Here is a 14709-nt window from a genome sequence, read left to right on the forward strand (position 1 = left end):
TGTCCGGCCAATTGCGTATTAACCGTCGCGGTATCCGCCTTCGCTGCTAACGCAGTATCCATCGCTGCTTGATCTGCTTTTGTCGCCAACTGCGTATTAACCGTCGCGGTATCCGCCTTCGCTGCTAACGCAGTATCCATCGCTGCTTGATCTGCTTTTGCCGCCAACTGTGTATTTACCGTCGCGGTATCCGCCTTCGCTGCTAACGCGGTGTCCATCGCTGCTTGGTCTGCTTTTGCCGCCAACTGAGTATTCACCGCAGCGGTATCTGCCTTTGCTGCTAACGCAGTATCCATCGCTGCTTGATCTGCTTTTGCCGCCAACTGAGTATTCACCGCCGCGGTATCCACCTTCGCTGCTAATGCGGTGTCCATCGCTGCTTGGTCTGCTTTTGCCGCCAACTGCGTATTAACTGTTGCAATATCAGCCTTAAGAGTCAGTGCGTTATCAAACGTTGTTTTTTCGACTTTTGTTTCGAGTAAGCCTGTCACAGTAATGCTATCTGCTTTTGTAGCTAGGCTGGTATTAAACTCAGCTTTAGTAACATATACAGTGAAGTCAGGTAACTCTGCCTTTAGAGCAAATTTGGTCTCGTCATAACTCGCCCCCTTTGCCAGCATTTGCCAAGGTTGTTGAATGTTTCCTTGAGGATCTGTGGGCGGCACACCTACAATGGTTTGAGTAGCGATATATGCACTGCCTAAATAAGTTATGACATCGCCTGATTTAAATTCAGTAACAAGGTTATAGCCTTCAGAAATAAACTGAATTCCGCTGTCGCCTTTTGCAACCAAAACATGCCATTGAGCTAAGTTATCTTTTGGCGTCCCATTTTGGGGCTCACCTTCTACAACCACAGGAATTGCAACCTTTGCGATGTACGCACTGCCTTCATGGGTAACAACATCATCCACTTTGTAGGCAAGTTTAGACGACCAAGCTCCAACAACTTGCAGCCCTTTGTCACCTTTCGCACCTGGTTCACCTTGAGCACCATCTTTTCCATCAACGCCATCTTTACCGTTGATACCCGGTGCACCATCTTTACCGTTGATACCCGGTGCACCATCTTTACCGTTTATACCCGGAGCGCCGTCTTTTCCGTCAATACCATTCGCGCCATCTTTTCCATCAATGCCATTGATGCCGTCCTTTCCGTCTTTCCCGTCCTTACCGTCAAGACCGTCTTTTCCAGCTAAACCAGAACCCACACCATTAAATAATAGTAACCAACTGTCGTTAGTTTGTGATGGAGGCAAATTAGTTTCATCGCCCTCTACAACTGCAGCAATGGCAGATCTAGCAATATAAGCATTGTTTTCGTGCACGACAACATCATCGATATCGTACGCTACTTCAGCGCTCCAGTAGCCTTTAATTACTAAGCCACGGTCGCCTTTATCACCCTTATCGCCTTTTTCACCTTTGGCACCATCTTTGCCGTTTAAACCATCAATGCCATCTCGGCCATCTTTGCCGTTTGCACCGTCTTTTCCATCGATACCATCGCGACCATCAATGCCGTCTTTTCCGTTTTGACCATCGCGTCCATTAATACCATCTTTACCGGGGGCACCATCTAAACCGTTAATACCATCACGACCATCTTTACCTGGAGCGCCATCTAGGCCATCTTTACCGGCAAGGCCTGAACCAACACCGTTGAACAATAATAACCAGCTGTCATTGGTATTTGAAGGTGGTAAATTAGGCTCATTACCTTCTATCACTGCTGAAACAGTCATACGTGCAACATAAGCGTTATTTTCAAAGACGACCACATCGTCTTGATTGTAGCCCTCTGTCGCGCTCCAATTACCTTTGATAATTAAGCCACGGTCACCTTTGTCCCCTTTATCGCCTTTCTCACCTTTGTCGCCTTTTTCTCCCTTTTCGCCGGCATCGCCTTTATCACCTTGGTCTCCCTTATCGCCTTTTGCACCTTGCTGTCCTCTAGCACCTTCTTTGCCATCTTTTCCGTCTTTACCATCAACACCGTCTACGCCGTCACGGCCCGGCTTTCCATCAACACCATCTTTACCATTAGTGCCGTCTTTGCCATCTAGCCCATCTTTACCATCGATGCCATCTTTACCGTTAATACCGTCTTTACCATCAACACCAGCTTCACCTTGAGCGCCCTTAGATACTAACAATGTCCAAGTACTAGAATCTGTATCTGGGGTGAGATTTGCTTGGCCTTCCTCAACAGCACTCACTGAAGCTACCGCAATGTATATGCTTCCTTCAAACGAGACGACATCATCTACTACATACGCAACGGATTCACTCCAAGCGCCTTTAACTTGAAGGCCTTTATCTCCTTTTTCGCCTTGGTCACCTTTCTCGCCTTGTTCGCCTTTTTCACCTTGGTCACCTTGGTCACCTTGGTCGCCCTTATCACCCTTTTGACCAGGCGTCCCCGGTTGACCATCATCTCCTTTGTCGCCTTTTTCACCTTTAGCACCATCCTTACCATCAGCGCCGTCTTTACCGTCAACACCGTCGCGACCATCTGCACCGTCAGCTCCTCTTAGGCCCGTAGTAGAACCGAGCCACTCACCATTTTCATTAATAATGACATTCCCGCCAACGGAAACTTGAGTCGCGTCAACTTCCCCCTCAACTTTGCTTGCTACATCCGCATGATAGGCACTTGGAGCCGTATCAATTTTTAAACGAGGGGACATTTCAGCATCATCGCCAATGGTAATACCCAGCTCTAAATCTCGATTTTTAAAAATAGCAGCATCAATGTCATTATTTTCGCCCAATCGGACCGCATACGACCCATCAACGACTTCGACTTCTCTAACAATTTCCCAAACTACTTGCTCCTGCGCATATAATTTGAAAGTCATTGAAACTGTGCCATTTACAGCTTGTTGTGTATTAGAGTCTGTTAAAGTACCTTGATGATTTAACTGAGCAGCAAATGCAGGCACAGAGACAGCGCTAGCAGCGGCAATAACCGCTGCAATTGCGTTTTTAGTAAACATATAATCCCTTTATTTTTAGTTTAAATTAATTAATCTCGGCATCAGACAGGCCAAAGTTTTCTGAATTTGCTTTTTGGGTAACCACTGTCACCGATGCAGACACATCATGTCTTCCAGACGTAGCTTTTTGGACGCGGGCGCTACCCAGTTTCGAACGCTTGACCGAATGCTCGGCAACTTTCTTACCAGGGTTTGGGTCCGGTTTAGTAATTGGAGTCTTTTTTTCGTTATTCGCAGCTTTATTATCATCGCTTCCGCCACAGCCGACTAAGCTCAAACAAGCACACATAACGATAGTTAAACTGTAAGAAGTGCAAACTTTCATTTATATTCCTTAAATTAGTAATTCGTTCATCAGTGAACTTCATCTATTATCTAAAAGTTAATATTCCAAATAGAAGCTCAGTAAATTTTATAAATCATTCAACACCCTCATCTTTACCTATACTCAAAACCCTCTCATTTGCAGGGTAAATTTCCAGCACTTTATTTTTATATCTTTTAAATCTCTCAAAATCTCCTAACTTGTAGGAGATTTCAGCTGCTTGAACCATAGAAAACAACATGTATGGATATACCTCCAATGTATTTTCCAAGCTATTCAATGTAGCCTTAAGGTCTTGCTCTTTATGCAAATATAAAAAACTAGCTCCTAATAATGCTCGATGGTTATAACCATTAATTTCTATCGCCCTTTCTACCATTTGTGTATCGCCAATTTTCAAACCTAAATTAGCCAAATAGTTTGAGCCAACCTCAGCACTCCTAATAAATAAGATTGAAAGTGCAAGGCCAATTGAAAGTACAATAAATACACTTCTTTTCACTATGAGCTTCTTCACAGAATATTTGGCTCTTGATAAGACCACAGAAAAAAGCAGCATCGAAAATAGTAAACTCACTGGCGTTAAGAAAACTGAGCTAAACATGGCGTGAAAACAGAGCGAAAAAACAGCCATAAAAACCCAGGTATCAACATAGTTGCCAAACAAGAAGTTTTTAAATGAAATGTAAAATACAGAAGATAAAACAATTAGAAAAACACTACCAAACAACACACCTAATTCACTATAAAATTTAAGAATAATATTATATGGCGAAACTAAAATCCCATACTCAGAAAGGTATGGTGAGGTTTGCTCTGTGCCCATTTTGGCGTACTTTGGATGGATGTACTGGAAATTACCCGCACCTACGCCGTGGGGGTTATCAACAATCATATCTGCTGTGTTTGCAAAGACAGTTTCTCGTCCAGTTTCTAGATTTTTTATAGAATTGACATGCCCTTGTAGCATTTCCGGCCCGAGATCTTTGAGCATTGTAAAGGTTCCAACTGACACCAGAAGCCCTGCGGAAACTGCCATATATTTTACTGGAAATTTTTTAGTTTTAACTAATAGCACTAATAAGATACATACCTCTGCACACAACAAGCCAAGGATCGCGCCGCGTGTGCCAGACTCTAATAGCAAATTCATAAGAATTGCGGTGCTGAGTACCCCGGCAATTAACCTTACTTTTGAGTTTCGGTGCATATAAATTGACAGTATTAAAATTGGTATCCATACATTTAGGACTTGCCCCAAATAATTAATAAAACCAATGGGAGAAAAATCGGTTACAGAATACGCCTTCCCGACAATGTATCTTTCAAAAATCAAAACAGAACAAAATACAATTGAAGAATAAAACACCCCATCAACTAAGATTTTCAAAACTTCATCTTTATTAAATGAACTTGAAATTATAAATATCGCAAGAGAGAAACAGGCAAACCTTAATGAAAAGCTAACTGCTTCAAATACATTTGGTGCCCATAATGAGCTCAAGAACATATAAAAAGTTAAAGCACATGTTAAGAGCCCCAAAGATCCGACTTTAATTTTTTTTGACTTAAATATAAAAAAGGAAAGAATGATAGTTAATAGAGAGTCAAAGACCACCCACTTAGGGCCACTAAAAATATCAAAAAAAACATCAATACTAATTACAGATATAACACAAGAGCATAGTACAACCATCAAAAAACAGGCTGTATAACCATCATTCCATTTTATTTCCCGACAACCTAAATAACTTAATTTATTTAGGGCTCCCTGCATAGTCGCTTGCATTTTATTCTTCAACAATTAAAAACCGACGACTTTATACATTTATAAAAATAAAATTTCAATAAAATCACTAGGCAAAAAATAAAGATAAATATTTTCATTGCAAAGAAAATAGGAAGAAAACATCTCATTTAACTTATTTAAAACAAACCAGGTCAAAAATGAACACAAAATGTCCCCAAAAAAGAGGTCCGACCTTAAATCATCCCTTTAATGTAATTAATTAATATTTTGATAAAATTCGATGTGAAAAATGGAGAGCCCAAAATATATAAATATATTAATAATTAATGTAATGAAGGTTGGTTAAGGGTATGACATAAACAGAAGCTTAATTCTGAGGGGTAAAGCTTTTTAAACTTGTAAGTCGATAACAAATAACATTACCGACTTACAATTGCCGGGCTAAAATTTCATACTCAATGAAAGCGAAAGCTCATTGACTTTATTTTCACTGATATCGAAGTGCTTGTACTGCAACCCGACTTCAAAGGCATTATTAAACTGGTAACCAAGCTCAGTGCCCATAAACGCATTTGTTTCGGCAGTTTCATAGCTTTTTAGAAAGCGGCCATCTCTGGTGCTATCTATACGATACTCCCAATCAAAAGCGCCGAGAAATACTTCACCAGTAAAATTATGCCAATTGAACACATCGTAATTAACTTGAAGCGTAAACCCTTCGGGTAATACCGGAGATACACGGGACAGCTGTTGATGGACCTCATCAGGGGTAAGCGTCTCACCAGAAAAGTCTACACTGCCTTGCCCTAAGTCCACATAGCCAATCCCTACGTGCCAATTTGGGACTAATTCATAGTAACCACTGACAGACCAAGAGGCGCTAGAGTCATCGACTTTCCCTATCTGTAATCCGCTGTTATTTGGTATGCGATCTTGAGCTTGAGCCTCTCCGAGAGTGCCTTTTAAAGTCCATGAATCTGCATAAGCTGAATAAGGCATTAGACAGGCTAACGACACCAAAGCATAGCTTGGTAATAATGTCTTTCTTCTGCGCAAAATGAGTGCTGAGAGTATCACAATAAAGGTTCCTCCTAGGCTTCCTGATGATTTATTTTCAATGCTAACTGCTTTGTAAGCAGTCACGGTGACACGAGCAACACCTTGCGATACCCCGCCTTTAGAGTCCATTATGGTGTAAGTGATGATATCGACACCTTCAAACCCTTGCTTGGCTGTATACAATAATGTGCCATCAGTATTTATTTTCACCGTACCATACTGAGCAGATGCCTCAATGAGCGATATCTCATCCCCATCGGCATCTAAGTCATTTGCCAATATATCGAGAGTAATACTGGATTTATCATCGGTTGATGCTTCATCTAGTTTTGCTGACGGTGGCGTATTTACGGCAAGATTTACCGTTACAGTGCTATTGGCTGTTCCGCCTTGACCATCGGTAATACTATACTGAATAGTGGCTGTACCAACGAAGGTAGCGGGTGGTATATACGATAATTTATTGTCTTCTACTGTAACAACACCAAAATCCACACTGGCACTTGTGATGACAAGCCCATCACCATCGGCATCAGTATCGTTTGCCAAAACATCAATCACTATTGATTGGCCAGCACCAATGGTCAGCTCATCTGCTTTCGCAATCGGTAACAAGTTATCTGTCTTAACAACAGCAACCCCGCCAGGATCAATAATACTGCCATTTGCTATGCCATCATCATCATTTGGCCCGCCATCAACAATTTGTAACTTAACGCACCAATCCCCTTCCTGAAGACCCTCTTGCCAGACATCACTGCCAGGAGGAGCACAATAGCCCGGTTCGCCTAGAGACGAATAGATCTTATTGGTTTCATTAACCACAAAGTCAACCCATTGGTCATTTTTTAATTTTCTATATACTGCGTTGATAGGTATCGGTTTTCGTTGCGGTATTACAATACTGTATGTATCCCCTGCTTGCGGTAAACCAGTCGCGATGAAATCAAACAGACCACCAATATTTATTGCACTGTCATCTGCTTGTAACTCTTCAGGGAGGAGTTGCACACCCCCTGTACTATTTTGCGCAATCGTTACACCTTTTCGAATACATACACCGGGCTCACCTTCAATCAAAAATTGATTGGCTTCTAGTACCTGTTCCTGCATAACATTACAGTCAGTAATCGCATCCTGATAATCTGGAATACCATCATTATCCGAATCACTGTACCCTTCCTCATTATCTGGTATCAAATCACCATCAGTATCTTGACCAGTCAAAACGCTGAGTGAAGGCACTACTTCCAAATAAATCTGCGCAGTTGAGGACAAACTGGGGTTTCCATTATCTGTGGCAGTTACTTCCAGTCCATAAACCCCGGAAGTAAGGGATTGTGGTGAAAACACAAACTCATTATCTGATGTGCTCAGATTTTGTAACCCAGAATCGAGCGCTCTCCATTGCAATGAAATAATGTCTCCCTCATTTGCATCGCTGGCGAATGCCTGAACGCTAACAAGTTGTTCGTTTGCTGTAACTGTGGTTCGCTGCTCTGTATTCTGAGAGGCAATCAACTGAAGTTCTGGCGCGACATTATCCTCGACGATTGTGATTTGTGTAGAAAATTTAGCCCCTCGATTCAGTCCGTCACCGAGTGTGATGACTATCGTTTCATTCCCTTCTACAATGTTATCCGTTAATAAATCGAACGAAATAAGTCCTTCTGTCCCTGATGCTATTTGAATGGTTCCATCCACTAATGTGTGATCCGCAGAAGAAGCACTTCCAGAAACCGTATAGGGCACCAGAACAGGGTATTGTGGTGATTCACCATTAAGGTAAACACCTAGGCTGAAGCTTTGCCCTTCAGAAAGTTGCATATCTTTAGAAAGAGAAATCAATGGGTTTACAAAGATATTCTGTGTAGCAAATGCACTCAGGCCATTGTTATCTGTAGCCTGCCAAGTGGCCAAATGACGCCCAGGTGAAAACAAAGTATTATTGTCGACCAGCGAAACGCCTATCACATTACCATTATTGTCTGTCGCGGTGGCATTACCTAGTTCTACTTTTGTGTATAACGCAGTAGCATTGACTGTCACATCTGGCGGCGTGATAATAGCGGGAGGCTCTCCGGTACTGTCATTTCGATTTATCGTCAGCTCTGCAGTCGCCCTGCTGATAGCACCCGCCGCATCTTTTACAACATACTCAATGATCACGACACCATTAAACGTATCTTCTGGCGTATAAACAAGCAATGGCCCTTGAACCTCAACACTTCCCACAGAGGGCATGGCGCTTAAAATCGTTAAAGCGTCGCCTTCATCCACGTCTGTATCATTGCTCAAAACTGCAAGTCGATAAGTCCCCGTCGCTTCATCAAATGTTTCTTCCGAATACTGATCATCCGAGGCAACTGGGGCATCATTGATATTTTCAATGGTCATCGTCACCGTTGCGGTATTGGATAAAGCGCCTGAAGTGTCTCTAAACGCATAGCTAAACGTATCATTGCCCACTTCGTTGGTGTTTGCGACGTAGACAATACGGCCCAAAGAATCTATCGACACTTGACCTTTATCAGGACTAGAAACCACAAATACCGTCTCGCTGTCTATTTCGTCATTACCATCCACATCTAGGTCGTTGCCCAGCACATTAACTGCAAAAGAACCTTCTTCTTCAAGTGCTGCAATGTCATCGTTTGCAACTGGCGCGTCATTGACAGGGTCAATAGTTAAAGTGACTGTGGCAGGCTGCGAAGTCAACCCCTCACTATCCGTTAACACATAGGTAAAGCTAAACACGCCATTTTGATCTTGCAAAGGATCAATTTGTAAGCGGCCATCAGCCAAAGTGGAGACCGTAGCAAAGTCGAAGGTGCCACTATTTTGCAGTGTAATGTTTGCACCATTGAAAGCGCTATCTTCGACATCTGAGTCATTGCTTAAAACGTTGGCAATTACTGGCGTATCTTCTGCGGTAGTCACCGAGTCGTCCATTGCAGATGGCGCATCATTCACTTCGCCAATTGTGATTGAAACTGATGCAGGTGCTGAGTCCGCACCTGTGCTATCTGAAATGGCGTAACTGAAGCTATCACTGCCCTGCTCATTGGCGTTAGGTGTATAGTTAATTACCCCAAGTTCATTATTCGCTTCAACGTTACCTCGCTGCGGTTGGCTCGTTACCGTAATACTTCCCGTAGGAATACCATCTTCTATATCTGTGGCGAATGCCCTCACAGAAATTGGGGTCGCGATCGCATCCTCTTCAATATTCACTGACAGGTTTTGCACAACAGGTAAATCATTAACAGGCAATATTACGATTGAAACCGTCGCTTTTTCCGAGTTGTTTGAGTCCTGATCAGAGACAATATATGAAAATACATCGTCACCATTGATATCTTGATTCGGAGAGTAAGTAGCAACACCATTACTTACGGTGACAGACCCAAAGCTAGGCGCATCTATGACTACCGCCGAAGATGCCACAATGTCACCCTCAGGATCTGAGTCATTTTCAAGTAAATTGATGATGACAACCGTATCTTCATCGGTTTGAGCACTGTCATTGACGGTAATAGGTGGTTCCGAAACAGGTGTTATGTTGATGTTAGCGGTATAAGTTTCTGAGATGGAGCCAGACGCGTCTTTAATACGATAGGTAAAGCTGTCATTTTGCGTTTCAGAGTTATCATGAGTGTATGAGAAACTGCCATCATCGCTCACATTGAGTGTGCCGAATGTTGGTTGACTGAACTCAGCTATAGACAGTACGTCCCCGCTGTCTAAGTCATCGTCGGACACGAAATTTGGGTTGAGTAATCCAGTGGAAGCGTTTTGAGTTAAATTGCCCCCTTCGCTTACCTCAAAGCTGCGATTACTGCCCACGGGAGCGTCATTGGTATTTATTACCTCGACATTAAACGTGTCGAGCTGAACTGAAGACTGCCCGTCAGACGCAGAAATGACTATATTTGTGTATGTCCCGACATGGCTGTCGTTAGGCGTACCTGTCAGCGCCCCAGTGGAAGCGTTAAACAGTGCCCAAGCTGGTTTATTTTGAATGCTAAACGTCAACGTGTCACCATCAACGTCATTAGAAGAAGGAGTGAAACTATAATTACTGTCTTCGTCCACGCTTGAGGCAGGCGTACCACCTATCGTCGGCGCATCATTTACGTTACTTACGGTAATACTGAATGCACTGAGTGATAAACTCTGTTGGCCATCAGATACGCTGATCTCAATGTTATTATATATACCAACATGTGAGTTGTCTGGCGTACCAAATAACCGTCCTGTCGCACTTTCGAATTGAGCCCAGCTAGGCATGTTATTAATACTAAAGGTTAGTGCATCACCATCTACGTCTGATGCAGTAGGTGTGAATGAATACTCACTATCCTCCTCGATTGAAGGCGGCGGGTTACCTGAAATGACAGGCGCATCATTTGTATTAACGACTGTTATCGTAAACGCAGCAAGAGAAGCTGACTCGGAGCCATCAGACACACTGATCATGATGTTCTCATAGCTCCCGACACTAGCATTGGTTGGGACACCAGATAAGAGGCCGGTATTTGTATTGAATTCTGCCCAGCTCGGTTTGTTTTCGATGCTGAAAGTCAGTGAGTCGCCGTCTTTGTCTTCAAATATAGGTGCAAAGCTATAGGTACTATCTTCATTCACTTGCGCAATGGGCACGCCGGAGATTGTTGGCGCGTCGTTTATATTGGCCACGGTGATATTCACCGTGGCAGTTTCGGAGTCAACCTGGCCATCATTTACTTTAAACGTGAAGCTATCTGAACCAAAAAAGTCAACATTAGACGTATAAGTAACATTATTTCCGTTTTGGGTATATGTACCGTTACTTGGCCCACTCACTATAGAGTAGGTCAAGTTATCATTGTCTAAGTCTTCCCCTAACAACGTGATTATCACAGCAGCTTCTTCATCCACATTAATAGACTGCCCAGACACAGTTGGTTCGTCATTTACTGCATTAACCGTCAGGTTGACGGTGCCGGACTGCGAGTCAAGAACGCCATCATTGGCCACAAAAGTGAATAAGTCGTTGCCATTGAAGTGAGCCGTTGGTGTATATAACCAAGTAGTATTTGTTTGTGCAACAAGCGTCCCATTCGACACATTGGTGACAATGCGGTAGCTCAATGGATCAGACTCTTGATCTGTCGCTGACAATGATATCAATAGGCTGCTGTCTTCATTGAGGCTCAACGCTTGGTCGTTTGCAACTGGCGCATCATTTACCGGCGTTACTGTCATCGTCACCGTTGCTTTGTTGGAAGTTGCGCCCGCCAAGTCTTGTACGGTGTAAGTAAACGTATCATCACCAAAATAATGCGTATTTGGCGTATATACAATCGCCCCCTGAGTATTCACAACAGCCTGACCAAATTGCGGCTTATCAACGACTGTTACACTAGCTAGATTGAAACTGTCATTGTCATCTACGTCCGTATCGTTACCTAATACATTAACTTCAAAGGAGCCCTCTTCTTGCAGGCTCGCAGTATTGTCGTTTGCCACTGGCGCATCATTGACGGGCGTTAAGGTAACCGTCACTGTCGCAGGGTCAGAGACGAGCCCTTCACTGTCTGTTAATGTGTAACTAAAAGAAAATACCCCGTTTTGATTTGCTTCTGGAGCAATACTAAGTTTTCCATCAGCGCCAATTGTGACTTTAGCTTTTGCATAATTGCCAGCGCCATTGCCTTGATCTTCTAGCGTGATGTTCGCCCCGTTAAAGCCTTGATCCTCAACATCACTGTCGTTTGCCAGAATCGCGACCAATACACCCACATCTTCATTTGTGGTTACCGCGTCATTAGTAGCAATGGGTTTGTCATTCACTGCCCCGATGTTCACCGACACTGTCATAGGTGCCGAAATACCGCCCTGACTGTCTTTAACGGTATACGTGAAGCTATCTGTGCCGCTCTGATTGGCTGCTGGTTTATAAACAAATGTGCCAAGCTGCTGGTTTATTTCAACGACACCTTTTGAGGGTTGAGTCACCAATGCCAAATCTCCAGTGGGAATGCCATCTTCAACATCGGTTGTTTGAGCCCGCACTTGTAATGCTGCGGAGTCCGTATCTTCGGACGTATTAATCACCAACTCTTTGGCTATCGGTAAATCATTTTCAGCTGTGATGGTCACTGACACTGTGGCAGTGTTTGATGTGTTTTGTTGTGCATCCTTGACGTTATAGGTGAAGCTATCTGCACCCACCGCATTATCGTTGGGTGTATACGTCGCAACACCATTAAGAATGGTCACGCTGCCCTTCGTTGGTTGACCAATTATGACTGCCGAAGATGCGACCATGTCTTGTTCTGGGTCGCTGTCATTTGCTAATAGGTTTATGGTGCCGGCTGTGTCTTCTGTAACGGTCAAAATATCATTGTTGGCGGTCGGTGCGTCTGCGACAGCGGTGATGGTCAGTGTGACTGTATACGTCGCTGATGTTTCATTTGAAGCATCTTTGACTCGATAGGTAAATTGATCGCTGTGGTTTTCGCTGCCATCATGTTGATAAGAGAAACTGCCATCTTGATTCAAGGTTAGCTGCCCATAAGAGGGGGCCGAAACTTGTTCCACCGTTAGGCTATCCCCCTTGTCAGAATCTGGATCCGTTGCTGTACTTAGTAACCCTGCCGCTGAATTAACAACGAGCAAACCAGCTTCAGCCGTCGTGAAGGTAAATGCTGTGCCACTAGGCGCATCATTTACATTGGTTACTTCTATATTGAAGCTCGCTAATGAAGCTGAATCGGTACCATCGCTGACAGATATTTGAATGCCATTGTACTGACCAACATCTGCGTCTGTAGGTGTACCAGAAAGCAATCCAGAGCTCTGATTGAACGCCGCCCAGCTTGGCAGATTCGTTATACTATAAGTGTGTGTATCTTGACCATCGGGGTCAACCAATGTGGGAGTAAAGCTATATGCTTGGTCTTGCGCAACGCTTGTTGCCGGCTGCCCACTGAGAACTGGGGCTACATTGTATTTTTTAGTCACTGTATCCGCAATCGCATCGCTGCGATTCCCCGCAGTATCAACAATGGTTACAGAGAGTGTCAATGTACCTTCAGCAAGATTACTGACATTGATGCCAGTTACCTGAGTTGTAACAGCTGATATATTACCATTACCAGTCACCGACTGGTTATTTGCATCTGTAATGCTGTACTCGAACGATCCTGTGCCCTCCAAACCGGTTAAAGAGAAGCTCAGTGCGGATTCATTGTCTCGGTTGATAAGGGTTTGATCTATGCTTACCGCTTGTCCACTCGGGGCTTTTGTATCTACAGTCAAAGTTAATTGATTTGCCGCAGTATTCGGATTGCCAGCACTATCGGTAAACTTTGCAGCACTGATATCAAGTGTTGCTGCAGATTCTAAGTTTTCTGTGGGCGTAAACAGTGCGGTGTATTGCGTATTTGAAGTTGCGGAAAAATTACTTAGACCACCTCCTGTCACGCTAATATCATCAACTGTAAAATCATTACTCGCTTCGCTGAGCACAATGCTAATTGTCGCTGTTTCACCAGCTTTGAGATTAGTATCAGTAGCGGAAAGTGTATTAACTGTTGGACTTGCTGTGTCTAATTCACTTGTAGAAGTCACTGCTGTCGCGGCATTGCCTGCGGTATCCGTTAAAATCACAGATAAGGTCAAGGTGCCATCATTTAGGGCACTGAGATCTAAATTGGTGAGCTGTTGGCCTGCCGACGTCACTGTACCGTTGTCCGTGACATCAGTGCCTCCATTGCTGCTCGAAATGGTATAGCTATAGGTTGCCCCCACTTCTGCGCTACTAAAGGAAAAGGATGCCGCGCCTTTTTCCGTGTTCGAATACAAGGTGTCGCCAAACGAGACACTGTGACCGCTTGGCGCTTTGGTGTCGACTGTAATGGGCAGTTGTGTCGCGGCGGTATTGTTATTGCCCGCTGCATCGGTGAAAGTATCTGCTGCAATATCCAGTGTCGCGTTAGCCTCTGAATTCGCCGTAGGTGTAAATAACACGCTGTACTGTGTACTCGATGTAGCACTGAAGTTACTCAGTGTACCGCCGCTCACGGTGATATCGGACGATGCAAATGTGCTGCTCGCTTCACTCAGCACAATGCTGATTGTCGCCGTTTCGCCCACTTTTAAGTTGCTGTCCGATGCGCTGAAGGTGGTCACCGTCGGCTTGGTTTTATCCAAGGTCGCTGTATCTGTGACCGCCGTGGCTGAATTACCTGCCGTGTCGCTCACCGTCACTGATAAGGTTAAATTACCATCATTTAACCCACTGATATCCGACACATTAACGGTTTGCCCTGCGCTGGTGACCGTCCCATTGCCCGTCACCGCCGTACCGCCATTATTACTGCTGAGGGTATAACTGTATGTGGCGCCCACCTCGGCACTGGTAAAGCTAAAGTTCACACCGCCCGTCTCTGCGCTGCTATAACTGGTGTCATTTAAGGCCACACTGTGCCCACTGGGCGCTGCAGTATCTAACGTGCTATTGGCTGTCGCCGCCGTTGCCGCATTGCCTGCGGTATCCGTTAAAATCACAGATAAGGTCAAAGTGCCAT

At 44.0% G+C, this 14709-nt stretch carries 3 protein-coding genes and 1 pseudogene; all 4 read right to left on the minus strand.

Annotation, left to right across the window (positions count from 1 at the left end; all coding sequences use genetic code 11):
* A pseudogene (locus tag A7985_RS10900) lies at window positions 1–2999 on the minus strand (hypothetical protein); the annotation flags it as partial.
* A 25-nt stretch (window positions 3000–3024) separates the two neighbouring features.
* Entirely contained in the window at window positions 3025–3324 is a 300-nt protein-coding gene (locus tag A7985_RS10905; protein WP_065790511.1) for a hypothetical protein, read from the minus strand.
* Window positions 3325–3418: 94 nt separating this feature from the next.
* Window positions 3419–5113 (minus strand): O-antigen ligase family protein, encoded by a 1695-nt coding sequence (locus A7985_RS10910; RefSeq protein ID WP_141685328.1) that lies wholly within the window; start codon window positions 5111–5113, stop codon window positions 3419–3421.
* A gap of 402 nt (window positions 5114–5515) precedes the next feature.
* On the minus strand, window positions 5516–14701 hold the full coding sequence (locus tag A7985_RS10915; RefSeq protein ID WP_141685329.1) for an Ig-like domain-containing protein: 9186 nt from the start codon (window positions 14699–14701) through the stop codon (window positions 5516–5518).
* Window positions 14702–14709: the final 8 nt, after the last annotated feature.

This window comes from Pseudoalteromonas luteoviolacea (assembly GCF_001696455.1).
GTDB lineage: Bacteria > Pseudomonadota > Gammaproteobacteria > Enterobacterales > Alteromonadaceae > Pseudoalteromonas > Pseudoalteromonas luteoviolacea_C.

Excerpts from the sequence above, each read along its gene's own strand:
- A7985_RS10905 (WP_065790511.1), bottom strand. The coding sequence starts at position 3,324 with ATGAAAGTTTGCACTTCTTACAGTTTAACTATCGTTATGTGTGCTTGT.
- A7985_RS10910 (WP_141685328.1), bottom strand. The coding sequence starts at position 5,113 with ATGCAAGCGACTATGCAGGGAGCCCTAAATAAATTAAGTTATTTAGGT.